Below are 14085 nucleotides of genomic sequence, written 5' to 3' on the forward strand. Positions count from 1 at the left end.
CAACTTCATCCGCCAGTTCAGCGAATTCATGGCCACCCCATTCATCCCCCAACACCGCCTCGACAGATTCGACCGCAAACAACAACACCCCCGCACCGCACACCCCCTGTTCGCCGGCCAATCCGACACCTGGCGCAACGAAATGAACACCTGGTGGGGCCGCAAAACCACAGCCGAGGCCACCGAACTCATCGCCCAAGAGGCGTCAGTAAGCGGCAACTGAGCTCGGGGGCTTCGATCCGCGCGGCGGCCACGCAGCGTACGGCGAGCTTGTCATGCATCGTGGTCACCGCGCGGTTCAGCGTAGTGAGCCTGCCGCCCAAGCAGCCTGGCCGCCTCCCCCGCCTGGATGTGAACGACGATGCTGGACGATGGCGGCCGCGACAGTCGCCACGGCAGCGTCTGTCTCGTGATGCGGCGTCAAGAAACTCGCGCGCTGGTCGCCGACGTCTTATGTGCGCACGCTGACCTGGATCCGTCCGGTCAGAGCTCGGCGCCGGTTATCCACAGTTGGCCCAGGGCGTCGGCGTTGGCGTTCCACAGCTGTGCCACTTCGGCTTTCGCCGCCACGGCGGCTCGGGCGTCGGCGTCTGCCTGCTGGTAGTTCGGGTCCGTTTTGATCGCACCGGAGGTGCAGCCGGTCTGGAGGTCGGCGGCGATGTTCGCGTAGGCGAAGTCGGATTGCGCCGAGGTCATCCATGCGTGTTTGAGCGCGGCGACGAGCTGGACGTTGCCCGGGACTTTCGAGATGTCCAGTGCGGCGAGCTGTTCGACCTGCACCTGTCGTTTGCGCGCGATCTCCCGCAGCTTGCTTTGTGCGTTGGACAGGTTGCGGCAGCCGCTGACGTCCCAGATCGCGTCGTTCGCATCCGAGCGCCACGGCGTGACCTGGTAGATGAGCGTGTAGAGCTCGTCGGCCTGCTGCATCGCCGTGGCGGCCGGGCTCGTCGAAGGTCGGGGCGGGCTGGCCGCCGCGGTATTGCTCGCGCCTTCGGAGAGGACTCTCAGGCCCAGGACGGCGGTGGTCAGGGTGAGCGCGACTGTAGCCATGCGGCCGATGGGCAGTGCTGGGATTCTGGACCACCACGACCGGCCGCCATTCCGGCTCTGGCCTCTGCGGATGGGTGGCACTTTTGACGCTGCCGTCTGGAGTGCGGGTTCGAGCCGCACGACGTCGTGAGCGGCGGCAGCGGTCATAGTCGCGACAGCGGCGCTGGCGCCTGCTACCGGGAGTTCGCGGTCCGTTGAGGGGCTGCCAGTCGCCAGTGGGCCTGATGCCACGGCGCCTAACATCGCCGGTTCACCGTGCTCGTCGGCGTCGTACGGTGGCGCGACGTGGAAGCCAGGCTGTGCGTTCGGGCCGAACTGTGCGTTTGGGCCAGACTGTGCGGGCGGGTGTTGCGCGGCCAGTGCATGCCATCGTGCGCGCCACATCTCAGGGTCTCCGCCACAGGCTTGCACGTAGGCCAAAGTCACGTCGAGGGAAGGCAGCCTCGCACCGGAGGCGGCCACCGACAGCGTGCTCGCGCAGAACCCGGCGCGTTTGGCCAGGACGCGGTAGGGCGCCTTTCCCGCCTTCTCCCGCAGCGCGCGCAGATCCCAGGCAAAGCTCGCCAACGGTCCGGCGCCCGGATCCAGGAACCCTTCGTTGCGCGGCATCGCTAGCCCCCTGAGAACTACGCCACAGGCCGTGATCAAGCGCGCATGCGAGACGGCTCGCCCGCACCCTCCTCAGTCACCACGCTACCAACCAGTACAACACAAGTCAGCTGCCTGTAGGGCGTGGCGCATCCGGCTGTGCACAACCGTGCTGGCCTCGTTGTTCGCCATTGATTGGCGAACAACGCGAACCGGCGCCAATCAACGTCCCTGGGCCTATCACTGGAATGAGGCCCGGCGGATGCCCCTCTGCTGATGTCCGTGACGCCGACGCACTCGTGAGCGCAGTGCTGATCATCACTGCGACGGGAGACCTGAATGACCGGAACGAAGTCCGCTGTCAGGACGGGACTCACGACGGCTCTCGCGGCCTGCACGGCGACGGGGGTGCATCCGCCGGGCCAGCGGCGCCATCCCGCATATCACTATATGTCCATATCAAGAGCGCCTCGGCAGACAACGCCGATCGCCAACCTCGCACGGCAGTTCACAACACGACATCGAGAAAACAGCATTGGGGGCATCCACGAGATGCGGCGCACTACGAAAGCGACCAGGATCGCCACAGCGACGGTCGCCGCGCTGGCCGTGACCACAGCGGCCTCGTGCAAGAGCGGCAGCACGAACGGGTCGAACAGCCAACCCGCCGGCAGCATCGCCGCGAACTTCGCGCTGACCGGCGTCGTGAACCCCTCGACGCACAAGGGCGGCACGCTGATCCTGGGCGGCTCCCAGGATCTTGACTCGGTGGACCCGGTCAACCAGTACTACGCGTACTCGTGGGACTTCTCGCGCTATTACGCGCGCCCCCTGATGACGTACAAGGTCGGCGCGCCCGGCGCAGCGTCGATCCAGCTGACGCCGGGGTTGGCGGCGGCGGAGCCGACGGTGTCGGCGGACGGCAAGACCTGGACGGTGAAGATCCGCTCGGGGCTGAAGTTCTCCAACGGCGAGGACATCACCTCGAAGGACGTCAAGTACGCGATCGAGCGCTCGTACGCGCTGGACACGGTCAACCCGGCCGGGCCCGAGTACTTCTCAGCGATCCTGACGGACGGGAGCTATCCGGGTCCGTACAAGGACAAGGCCGCGGACCACCTGGGTCTGACCGGCGTGGAGACGCCGGACGACACCACGTTGGTCTTCCACCTGGTCTCGGCTTACAGCGACTTTCCGTACGTGCTGACGCTGCCGCAGACCGCTCCGGTGCCGATCGACGTGGACCAGAACCCGAAGACCGGCGCGCTGAACTACACCGGCACCAACGTGATCGCGTCCGGCCCGTACATGATCTCGGCGTACACGGCGGGCAAGAACATCTCGCTGAGCAGGAACCCGTACTGGTCGGCGGCGAGCGACCCGGTGGACCCGGCGCTGCCGGACAAGATCACGGTGAAGACGGACTGGGACCCGCCGCAACTGGACCAGGCGATCCTGGCGGGCACGGTGGATGCCGACTACGCCGGCAGCGGTCTGCAAACCGCCGACGTGGCTTCGGTACTCGACAGTCCGGCGAAGAAGAAGTACACCGACAATCCGGCGTCCAACGTCACCCGGTATATATCGATCGATGAGGACGTGGCGCCGTTCGACAACATCCACTGCCGCAGGGCCGTGGCGTACGCGCTGAACAAGGTGGACCTGATCAATGCGCGTGGCGGCTCGATCGCGGGGGCCAAGGAAGCCAACACGATGCTGCCGCCGGGCGTCACAGGGCACACCGACGCCAACCCGTTCCCGGCTGGCTCGGACAACAAGGGCGACCTGGCCACGGCGAAGTCGGAGCTGGCCGCGTGCGGCAAGCCCAACGGCTTCTCCACCGGCATCATCACGGTGAACACCGGCAAGGGCCCGGGCGGGGCGACCGCGTTGCAGAACGCGCTGGCCCGCGTCGGGATCACCACGCAGATCACACAGGTCGAGGGCTCGAAGTACTATAGCCAGAACCTTCAGCGCCCGGACGTCATGAAGAGCAAGGGCTTCGGCCTCGCGCTGGGCGGCTGGGGCCCGGACTGGCCGACCAGCTTCGCCTTCTTCTCGCAGATCACCGACGGCCGCCTGCTCTCGGCGACCAGCAGCGGCTCGAACTACGGCCGGCTGAACGACCCGAAGGTCAACAACCTGCTCGACCAGATGAAGGCCGCCAAGACGCCGAGCGATGCCGCGGCACTGGCCAACCAACTCGACGCTCAGGTCATGTCGAACGCGGTGTACATCCCATACGGCTACGACACGCTGCTGCTCGCCCGCGGCAAGAACGTGACCAACTACTACCTCACCAGCGCCTACAGCGGCCTTGCGGACCTGGTCGCCTTGGGCGTCAGTTCCTGAGTTCCTGATTGGGCGCCCAGCGCCCGGATCCGGGCAGGACGCAACAGCGGCGACGCTTTCAAGAGGGCGCGGCTCTCGACGGGCACGGATGTGGGTCCGTGGATCAGGAGAGTCGCGCCCTCCGCGTTGTGAGCGTTCTGCGCGTCAGCGCGTTATACGTGTGATGATCTGCGCCGGAGCCGACGCGGGGTCAGCCGTAGGTGGCGAGGACCTGGAGCTGCGAGTAGCTGCCGTTCCAGACGTCCTGGTCACCGGGCAGCGAACCACCGCTGGCGTACTGCCAGAACGAGTAGTAGCCCCAGCCGTTGGGCAGCGGGCCGCCATTGCTGGCCGAGTAGTTGGCGATCCACAGCGGGTCGTAGGCGCCGAATCCGCCGTAGTTGCCGGTGCAGGTGGTCCACCAGTCGGTCGTCGAGTAGATCACCGGGTACACGCCCCAGCGGTAGGCGTACTCGTTCACGAAGTTCCAGATCCAGGTCACCATCTGGTCCTGGCTCAGGTTGTAGCACTCCTGGCCGTACGGGTTGTACTCGATGTCCAGCGCTCCGGGCAGCGTCATGCCGTCGCCGGACCAGCCGCCGCCGTTGTTGGAGAAGAAGTCGGCATCGGTGTTGCCCTGGGCGTTCGCGGGGTTCGCGAAGTGGTACGCGCCGCGGATGACTCCGTAGTTGTAGGGCCCTACGTACTGGTTGTAGAAGTCAGGGTTGGTGTAATAGGTGCCCTCGGTGGCCTTGGCGTAGACGAAGCCGACGTAGGGCGCGACGCTCGACCAGTCGATGTTGCCCTGGTAGGCGCTGATGTCGATGCCGGACGTGATCCCAGCCGCTGCCGGCGCCATCTGGCCGTGCTTGAGGTGCGCGGCGCCGATCGCGCCCATGTCGTCCAGGAGCGGATGGGTGATCTTCTCCGGGTGCAGCGGGGTCGCAGTGAAGCTCGGCTTGGCCAGCTGGACGCGGCGGCCGGTCACGGTCGTGGCCCACACGGCCGCGGGGTGGGAATCCGGGGACTGCGGCGGCGTGCCGGCTGCGGGCAGTGCGTCGGCCGAGGTCGGCTGCACTGCGGCTACAGCCGAGTTCGTGGTCATGGTGATGGTCCCGGCCGTCAGCGCCAGGATCGTGGCGAGCACGGCGGTCCGGTGGCGTCGTGCCGGTTCGCGGGATCGTCCGGAAACGGACACAGGAATCCTCCAGTGGGTATCAGAGGAAATGCTGAACTCCCACAGCATGGATCATATTCAAGCCGTGTCAAGCCTCTGCGATACCCGTACTCGTCAGGTAACGGCGCGATCGGTCAGTCCGGACCCTCGAACAGGTCGTGGACCAACCGCCCGAACCACAGCGCGTTTTCGTGTCCGTACTCCTCGTCGGCCGCACGCGCGACGTCGAGCAGCGTGTCGTATTCACGCTCGGGACTGATTGTCCGGCCGTATGCGACAGGTGCCTGGCGGCACCGGGGGCCCGACAACGTGGCGAGCGTGCGTGACAAACGACGCGACCCCGACCCCACTCCTCAAACACCCCCGACGCTCAGATCATATGACGGCTCTACCGTAGCGCCGTCAGACCGCTTCCACCGGGTGAAACGCGTATCAAACGTCCGGGCGGCACTCCGGGGACGGCTTCATCCTGGCGCTGCGCCGCCGTGTGCGTCGACGATCCGGCACGGGATGTCGGTGTTCTCGTCGACGTAATAACTCGCGCAGACGCGGTGGTAGCCGTCGGCGATGTGCAGCGGAGTGCCGCGATCGAGGTCGCCGCGCACGAGCAGCACCGGCGAGAGGTGCTCATCGCCGGCGATCTTCTTCAAGTCCGACGCCACGTGGGCGTTGTCCTTCGGCAGCAGGGGCAGCGCGGCGGCGCGCAGCATGTCCTTCGCCTTGTAGTGGGCGCTCACTGCGCCTTTGAGGCGTTCGACCAGGTCGTCGGCCTCGGCTGCGGTCGTGATCAGGGAGAGGTACGACGCCGCCGCCGGATAGTCGTGCTCCTGCGGCTCGGTCTTCCACGACACCTTGGCGTTGGTCTTGCTCATCACATCACTCCTGGGTTCTGGGCAGGGCGAGGAACGCGTCGAGCGCTTCGCCCGCAGTCGCGAAGTATGCATCCGGGCCGAGGTTCTCGGTGATCCCGTAGCTGTCGAGTTGCCTGCGCACGTCGTCGATGAGCCCGGAGAGCACGAACCGGGAGCCCTGGCTCTTGAGCCGGTTGTGCACCTGGGTGATGACGGCCGCCGCGGTGTAGTCCACGTCGCCGATCGCCGCGGCGTCCAGACACAGCCATACCGGCGGGGGCCCGTCGCCGATCAGCTCAAGGACGTCCGCGACCAGCCGTGACGCGTTGGCGAAGTACAGGCTGCTGCCGAAGCGGTAGACGACCAGCCCGTCGACGGTCCGCCCGCCCCGGGTGAGCGGATGCGAGGACCAGTGGCCGGCCGGGGACTTCACCAGCAGGCTGCTGTGTGGCGCGTAGCTGTGCCGCAGGTGCTCGACGATGGACACGGCGATCGCGATCGCGATTCCCTGCTCCACGCCGATGAACACGACGCTCGCCGCGGTGATCGAGGCCACCGCGAATTCGAGGCGCCGCACCTGACAGACACGGCGCAGGCCGGCGAGGTCCACGAGGTCGACGCCGATCAGGAACACGACGGCGGCGAGCGCCGGCAGCGGCAAGTAGGCCAACGGCCCGGTGAGCAGGATCAGCACGAGCAGCACCACGACCCCGGTGAACAGCTGGGCCAGTTGGCTGCGCCCGCCCGCGCCGTCCGCGATCTGCGTCTTGGTCGGGCTGCCGTTGACGACGAACGTGCCGGTGAACGCCGCCGAGACATTCGCGGCCCCGAGTCCGACGAGGTCGGCGTCCTCGTCCACGTTCTCCTCGTAGCGGGCCGCGTACGCCCGCGAGGTCGCCGCGCTCTGCGCCAAGATCACCACGAACATCGACAGCGAGACCGACAGCAGCTTGCTCAGGTCGTGCGCGGCAAACGACGGAGCCGTCAGGTGCGGCACGCCCTTCGGCACCGATCCGAGGACGGCTACCCCGTGCGACTTCAGGTCCGCCGCCTCGCTCACCACGATGGCGGCGACGACGGCGAGCAGGGCGCCGGGCACCTTGGGCAGCACAAGCCGCACAGCGACGACGAGCACCACGACAGCGAGCGCGATCAAGGCGGAGGCGACCTGGACGTGCCCGAGCGCACGCAGTGTGTTGACGAACTTGACCGCGGTCTCGCTGCCGGTCACGGACACGCCGAGCATCTGCGGCAACTGGCCCAGGGCAACCTGGACGCCGACACCGGTGAGGAAGCCGAGCAGAACGGTGCGGGACAGGAAATTCGCCAGGAAGCCGAGCCGCACGACCCGCGCGAGCACCAGGAACACCCCCGCGAGCAGGGCCGCGGTTCCGGCGAGCTTCACATAGTGCGCCGACCCGGCGACGGCGAGACCGGACAGCCCCGCGGCCAGGATGGCCGCGGTCGCGGAGTCGGCGCCGACCACCAGATGCCGCGAGGAGCCGATCACAGCGAAGAGCAGGACAGGCAGGAGCATCGTGTAGAGGCCCGTGACCGGCGGCATTCCGGCGATCTTGGCGTAGCCGAGCACCTCCGGGACGGCCACTGCGGCGAGCGTGATCCCGGCGATCGCCTCCGCGCTCAGCCGGGACCGCTCGATCGGCAGCAGGCCGCCGAACAGCGGGATCGGCACACGGCTCGCCCAGCCGCGCCCGCCGGCTCGCTCGGGCTCGCTCACCGCGCACCACCGCCCGTCACCGTCACGTCATCACGTCAATGCCGCACCAACGCCCGAAGCACTGCATCTACCCCGGGTGTCGCAGCTCAAGCGGCACGTGCGCCGGACGGGTGGAAGAGCGTGGAGCAGCAGGTCACGCCGCTTCGGAACGTCCTTGGGCCGTGACCTGGCCGAGTGTCTCGGCGACGACGTCGGCTATGGACTCGGCTCGGCGCAGCAGAGTGAAGCGGACCTCGCCGGACACCACCTCGAACCCGTACACCGCGGGCATCGGCAGGCTGTTGTACCGGAAGGGCGTCGAAAAGTAATACGCACCGGTGTCGGGGATTACCGCGATGTCGCCCTGCCTCAAGCGTGGCAGCGGGTACGCGCGCGCCACCAGGTCGCCGGCGAAGCAGCAAGGGCCCGCGATGTCCTGCGTGGTGACACGTTCCCGGCTCGGCATGCCATGCGCGTCGTACGCGAGGACACGCAGCGGCCAAGACTCCGGCGCAAACGCCGTGCGCGTCGCCACGTGGGCGCCGAGGTGCGTGATCGCCACGTTGCGGCCGCCCGCGACCTTCGTGTATTCGACTCTTGAGGCCATGAAGCCGTTCTTCGCCATCACCGAGCGGCCGAACTCGGTCACGATGCGGAATTCGCCGCGCGCGAGTTGCGGGGCGGCGGCAAGTATCGCCTGGGCGTGGCCCGCGAAGCCGGGGGCCCGTTCGCCTTCGAAGTCCACCGTCAGGCCGCCGCCGATGTCGATGCCGACGACGCGCCGCTCGTCGCAGGCCTGGTTGATCTCCAGCGCGAGCCCGGCCACCGCGGCCACGCTCGCGCCGATCACCTTCGACGCCATGCCCTGCGAACCGGCGTGCACGTGGATCCAGCGCAGCCACGGACGGCGCGCGTACGCGTCGACGATGCGTGCGCGGCTGCCGGCGTCACGCAGCGGCACGCCGAACTTCGAGTGCTCGCCGGATGTCGACATCGCCTCGATGCCGCCGAGCCCTGTCTGTGGATTGATGCGCACGCCGATGTCAGAGTGCGTACCGGCCTCGGCACGGGCCATGAAGGCGTCGATGCGCTCCAGTTCCTGGAAGTTGTCCGCGTTGAGCGCGATGCCCGCCGCGAGCGCGGCCTCGATCTCGGCGCGGCTCTTGGCGGGCGAGTCGAATACGAGCTCTCGCGGCGTGAAGCCGGCGGCCAGCGCCTGGGCCAGCTCACCGGCGCTGGCCACCTCGCAGCCGAAGCCGTGGCCGCGCAGCGTCCGCAGCACCGGGACCAGGCAGTTCGCCTTGGCGGCGAACGCGTGGCGCACGTCGAGGTGCTTGGGCCAGGCTTCACGCAGCGCCGCGGCCGTCTCCTCGATGCCGCGCAGATCGATGAACGCGGCGAGCGGCGCGTCCTCGTCGAGCAGCCCGGCACGCACGGCGGCGCGCACCGCGCGATCCCGCCGTGGCGCCCACGCGGGCGACGCCGGCTCAGGTGACGAGGGCGACGGCATGGTGTTCTGCCACCTACTCCAGTCGGGGCGCCGCTGGGGCGACGATGACGCGGGTGCCCGCGCTCTCCAGTGCACGCACGACCGCGGGGCCGGCCGCCGCGTCGGTGATGATCCCGGCCACGTCCGCGACCGGCGCGAGGCGGCCGACGGCGATCGCGCCGAGCTTCGCGGACTCGGCCAGCACGTAACACTGCGCGCTCTGGCGCAGCATCGCGCGCCGCAACGGGATCTCGTCAAGGTTCTGGCACGTCAGCCCGGCCCGCGCGTCCACGCCGTCGACCGCGAGGAATGCGCGATGGGCGAAGAAGCGGTCGAAGAAGCCTGCGGCGACGTCGTCGACGCACGCGAGATCCGGCTGTCGCAGGCGGCCACCGGCCAAGTGCACTTCGACGCCCTTGCGCGTCGCGAGCAGTGCCGCAGTCTGTACCGATGCGCACAGAACGCGCCCGGTGAACGTCAGCGGCAACGCGCGCGCCGTCTCCAGCGCAGCCGAACCGAGATCGAGGATGACGGTTTCGCCCGGTTCCACCAGCGATGCGGCGACGGCGGCGATGCCCGCGACCGCCAAGTCCGGATCGGTGGGCCTGCCGGACGTGCCGGACGACGTGACAGGCGGGAACGGGACCGGCGGCGGGGCGAACGCGGCGTCCTGCGCCTCGTCGGCGTCCCGCGAGACGGCGCCGCCGTAGACACGGCGGGCGACTCCGCGGTCCTCCAGCGCCTTCAGATCACGGCGGATCGTCTCGCCGGAAACGGCGAACCGTTCGGCGAGGTCTTCGACGCGGACCCGCAGGTCCCTGCGCAGCACGGCCGCGACCTGTAGACGACGCTCTTCGGGGAGCACGCCGGCGGCAAGCAGTTCCTCTTTCACGAGGCCAACTCCAGCCTAGGCACGCCCGGCGGGTCAAAACCCATGGCCTGGCCGTACAGCGAGAGCTCCGCTTCGAGCGCCGCCGCGATCGTCGTCGCCCGGCGGAAACCGTGCTGTTCGCCCTCGAACGCCAGATAGGCGAACGGAACGTTCCCGCCTTTCACGCGGTCCAGGAAGACACGCGTCTGCTCGGGTGGGCAGACGGCGTCCTGCATTCCTTGCAGGAGAATGAAGGGCACGCGGATACCGTCCGCGCGTTCGAGCGGCGAGACCTCCGCGTACCGCGCCCGGGCCTGCGGCCACGGGCCGATCAGTCCGTCGAGGTAGCGGGATTCGAGGTCGTGCGTGCCGCCGGCACGCCACGACAGCGGATCCAGCACCGGGAAACGGATCGCGCCGCAGCGGTAGATCTCGCCGAGCGGGTCGGCGGCCAGCGCGGCCGCCGTCGTCCAGCCGCCCGCGCTCCCGCCGCGGATCGCGATGCGGGCGCCGTCGGCGATACCCTCCTCGACCAGCGCGGCGACCACCGCCGCACAGTCTTCGACGTCGACGACGCCCCACTGCCCGCGCAGCCGTTCGCGGTACGCGCGCCCGTAGCCGGTCGAGCCGCCGTAGTTGACGTCTACGACGCCGATGCCGCGGCTTGTGAAGTAGCTGATTTCGAGGTCGTACACGAGGGCTGCGCTGCCGGTCGGGCCGCCGTGGACGAACACGACGTACGGCGGTCTCTCGGCGTCGGCACCGCCCCCATAGCCGGGGTTGGCGGGTGGATAGAGATTGGCGTGGATCTCCCGGCCCCGCGCCGGTTGGACCGTGACCACGCGGGACTCGGGCACCCATTGCGGGCCGAACGGATCGTCGCCCGCGCTCACGACCTCGACAGCGCCGCTCCGCGCGTCGAGCGCGACGATCCCGAAGGGAATCGTGGGACCGCCTGCCTCGCAGGCCACGCGGTTCGCGTGCGCGACGATCGTCGGGCTCCACGACGTGTACGGCGCATCGATGTCGTACACGCGCCCGCCGTCCGAAATCTCGTATACGGACACAGACTTCACCGTGTGCCCATGGATCGCCGCCACCCGGCGGCCGGCGCCGCCCGCGCCGCCGGGCCCGGGCAGCAGGGCGAACCACCGCTGCCCCGGCTGCCACGCCGGCCCGCCGAACTCCTCCTCAGCCTCGACGACGCGTCGCACGCCGGTCCCATCCCAGCGCGCGGTGTACAGGTTCCACCAGCCGCTTTCGTCGTCGGCGTAGACGAGCGTGTCTGCGTCGAGCCACTCGGCCTGCGCGACCGCCGAGCCGTTCCCCCCGGCGACGCGCCGGATCGCACCCACCGCCCCGGCGCCGCGCTCATCGAGCTGCGCGACGCACAGTGCCGCGCTGTCCCACGGCATGTCGGGATGGTCCCAGCCGATCCACGCCAGCCTGCGGCCGTCCGGCGAGCGCCGCGGGTTCATCAGGAAGTGCTGCGCCGGGAAGCGCTGCGCCGTCGTGTCGCCGCCGATCAGGGTCCGTACGTCGCACGATCCGTCCAGCGGCACTGCGACGATCGCGCGGGTGACGTCGGTCGGCGCGGCCGAGTGGAATTCCTCGCGCACACACCAGACTTCGCCGAGTTCGGCGACTATCAGCGGATCGACGTAGCGTATCCCGGACGGCAGTGCGGGTTGCGGCGTGAGTGGACGCGGCCCGGCCCTCGGCGCCTCCGGCTCGACGAGGTAGAGCCGCTGATCGGACCACTCGGTGAAGACGACGGCCGGGCCGTGTTCGGCCTCGTATCCGGCGAAGGGCTTGCCGCCGTATTCCACGAAAGCCGTACGCACGCTCCACGGCTCCGGCAGCACCGGAGTCGAGCCGCCGGTCGTTTCGCGCAACAGTCGCACCCTGCCGCCCTGCGCGGGCGTCGGGATCGTCCACCACAGTTCGCCCCCGACGAAGTCGGTCCAGCTCGGACGCCACGCGGACACGGCCACGTCCCGCGCGCCGATCGGCGACTCCCAGGTCCCGAACGGCGCGGTGCGCGGCCGCCGCGGCACGGAGGCCGCCATCCGTCGAGTGTGTTCAGGCGCCTGGGCCTCAGCCATACGACTGCTCCACCGCCGCGGCCACCACGACGGTCAGGGCCTTGAAACAGCGGATCATCTCGTACGCGGACCCGCTCGTGTACTGCACGCGCCGCACGTCGATCTGTTCCACGCCTGGAATCAGCGTCGCCGCCTCGGCCAGATGCGCCGCGTCCACCTCGACCCGCACCCTGTGCGGGCGCGGTTCGGCATCGCGGCGGCGTCCGGCCAGGGACATCGCCTCCTTCGCCCGTTCCTCGATCAGCTGCGCGGTGACCTGCGGGGGACGGCACACTGCGGCATACCGCGAGACGTGGTCCTTCACCGCGGCCGTGCGCGCGGACGGCGCGTATTCGAGTGCGTCCACGCACGTGGCGTCGTCGCCGGTGACCAGGATCACGGGCACGCCGAACTCCTCCGCCACCAGGGCATTGAGCCGGCCCTCGCTCGCCAGTACGCCGTCCACGCGCACCTCGGTGATCGAGTTCGGCAGGTAGGTGTGCGCGAGCACACCGTCCGCACCGGCGCCGACGTGGTAGCCGAGGAACACGACGCCGGCCACCGCAGGGTCCTCAATCCCCTCCACCATCGAAAGGGTCTTATGCCGCCCGGTGAGCGCCGACGCGCGCGGATCGAGCCGCTCCAGCAGGAGATTGCGCATCGTCGAGTGCGCGTCGTTGACCAGCACCTCGTCGGCGCCGCCCGCGCACAGGCCGGCGACGGCCGCGTTCACGTCACCGGTGAGCAGCGCGCGCAGCCGCTGCCACTGCGGGTTGCCCGGCTCGACGTCGGCCGGCCAGGTCACCCCGGTGGCGCCCTCCATGTCCGCGGAGACGAGGATTCTCACCGCCCGCCCACCGTGACCCCGCCGTGGCACGCCGCACAGTCGCGTCTCATCGAGGAGTTATGACCAGTCATGATGATTACTGTGCGGCCCGGCGGCAGGCTCCGTCAAGATCCGCCGACCGCCGGCTGTGGACTTCACACCTGTCGCCGGGCATGCTGGGCGCGTGTCAGACCTTTTAATCATGGGGGTGGAGGCGGGGACCGCGCGCGTCGACGTCGTGGTCGCCGACCTCGAAGGCGCGGTCGCCGGATGCGGCCGGGCCGGTTCCGCGAACCCCAACGGGCTGCCGGTGCAGGACGTGGCCGCGCACCTGGCCGAGGCGGTCGGGCACGCGCTGACCGGGCTCGATCCGCTCGCCGTGCGCGCCGTGGTGCTCGGCACGCCCGGCATCACCCGCTTCCAGCGCGGCGAGTCCGCCGTCCGGCTGGCCGGGCTGTGGAGGGCGGCCGGGCTAGCCTGCCCGGTGACGGTGGTCGCCGACGCGGTCACCGCGTTCGCCGCCGGCACCGCGCAGCCGAGCGGCGGCGTGCTGATCGCGGGCGCGGGGGCGATGGCCGCGCGGGTGGACCACGAGCAGGTCACCGCGCGCGTGGACGGCAACGGCTGGCTGGTCGGTGACGACGGGTCAGGGTTCTGGATCGGCCGCCAGGCGGTACGCGCGGTCTTCGCCGCGCTCGACGGCCGGGACGAGGACACCCTGCTGCGCGACGCGGTCCTGTCCACGATCGCGCAGGGCGAGCCGGTGCCGGACGACCGCGAGGAGTGTCTCAGCCTGCTGCGCGACGCCGTGTACGACGGCCCGCCCGTCGCCCTCGCCGCGCTCGCGCCACTGGTCCCGGCGGCGGCGGAGGCGGGCGACCGGGTCGCGCACCGGATCGTGCAGCGCGCCGTCGATCTGCTGGTGGACGCGGCGGAACCGCTCGTCGGCGCGCAGGCCCCGCAGAGCGAACCGTTCGTGCTGGCCGGATCGCTGATGACCGCAGACGGCCCGATCCGGCGCGAGGTGAGCCGCCGGCTGGCCGACCGGCACGGCCGCACGCCGCTGCTCGCCCGGCGCGGCGCCGGCGGCGCGCTGTGGCT

At 69.7% G+C, this 14085-nt stretch carries 11 protein-coding genes and 1 pseudogene; 3 read left to right on the plus strand and 9 right to left on the minus strand.

Annotated elements, in window-relative coordinates; all coding sequences use genetic code 11:
• Window positions 1–223, plus strand: a pseudogene (locus tag VGS97_RS19785) (hypothetical protein); the annotation flags it as partial.
• A gap of 260 nt (window positions 224–483) precedes the next feature.
• On the opposite strand, the gene VGS97_RS19790 reads toward VGS97_RS19785, so the two are convergent.
• Complete coding sequence (locus VGS97_RS19790) at window positions 484–1659, minus strand: helix-turn-helix transcriptional regulator (protein WP_326855080.1); 1176 nt, start codon at window positions 1657–1659, stop codon at window positions 484–486.
• A 531-nt stretch (window positions 1660–2190) separates the two neighbouring features.
• Here VGS97_RS19790 and VGS97_RS19795 point away from each other — a divergent pair.
• Entirely contained in the window at window positions 2191–3990 is a 1800-nt protein-coding gene (locus VGS97_RS19795) for an ABC transporter substrate-binding protein (protein WP_326855081.1), read from the plus strand.
• Window positions 3991–4180: 190 nt separating this feature from the next.
• Here VGS97_RS19795 and VGS97_RS19800 read toward each other — a convergent pair whose 3' ends face one another.
• From VGS97_RS19800 to VGS97_RS19835, 8 genes are all read right to left on the minus strand, one after another.
• Window positions 4181–5167, minus strand: a complete 987-nt coding sequence (locus VGS97_RS19800) for a GH25 family lysozyme (RefSeq protein ID WP_326855082.1) — start codon at window positions 5165–5167, stop codon at window positions 4181–4183.
• A 113-nt stretch (window positions 5168–5280) separates the two neighbouring features.
• The gene (locus VGS97_RS19805) at window positions 5281–5454 is read right to left on the minus strand and encodes a hypothetical protein (RefSeq protein WP_326855083.1); all 174 of its coding nucleotides are present in this window, start codon (window positions 5452–5454) and stop codon (window positions 5281–5283) included.
• A 156-nt stretch (window positions 5455–5610) separates the two neighbouring features.
• Entirely contained in the window at window positions 5611–6018 is a 408-nt protein-coding gene (locus VGS97_RS19810) for a hypothetical protein (protein ID WP_326855084.1), read from the minus strand.
• 4 nt (window positions 6019–6022) lie between these two features.
• Window positions 6023–7735: a SulP family inorganic anion transporter gene (locus tag VGS97_RS19815; protein WP_326855085.1), complete on the minus strand. Its 1713-nt coding sequence runs from the start codon at window positions 7733–7735 to the stop codon at window positions 6023–6025.
• A gap of 133 nt (window positions 7736–7868) precedes the next feature.
• Entirely contained in the window at window positions 7869–9161 is a 1293-nt protein-coding gene (locus VGS97_RS19820; RefSeq protein WP_326855086.1) for a diaminopimelate decarboxylase, read from the minus strand.
• 76 nt (window positions 9162–9237) lie between these two features.
• Window positions 9238–10095, minus strand: a complete 858-nt coding sequence (locus tag VGS97_RS19825; protein ID WP_326855087.1) for a DeoR/GlpR family DNA-binding transcription regulator — start codon at window positions 10093–10095, stop codon at window positions 9238–9240.
• Window positions 10092–12143: a S9 family peptidase gene (locus VGS97_RS19830; RefSeq protein ID WP_326855088.1), complete on the minus strand. Its 2052-nt coding sequence runs from the start codon at window positions 12141–12143 to the stop codon at window positions 10092–10094. The genes VGS97_RS19825 and VGS97_RS19830 overlap by 4 nt, the downstream gene beginning before the upstream one ends.
• A 28-nt stretch (window positions 12144–12171) precedes the next feature.
• Window positions 12172–13005, minus strand: a complete 834-nt coding sequence (locus tag VGS97_RS19835; protein WP_326855089.1) for a M55 family metallopeptidase — start codon at window positions 13003–13005, stop codon at window positions 12172–12174.
• A 163-nt stretch (window positions 13006–13168) separates the two neighbouring features.
• Between VGS97_RS19835 and VGS97_RS19840 the strand changes: the two genes are divergently transcribed.
• Window positions 13169–14085: N-acetylglucosamine kinase (locus tag VGS97_RS19840; RefSeq protein WP_326855090.1), on the plus strand; the 917-nt coding region annotated here is incomplete at its 3' end.

Origin of the sequence: Actinocrinis sp. (assembly GCF_035946395.1) — a bacterium.
Taxonomy (GTDB): Bacteria; Actinomycetota; Actinomycetes; order Streptomycetales; family Catenulisporaceae; genus Actinocrinis.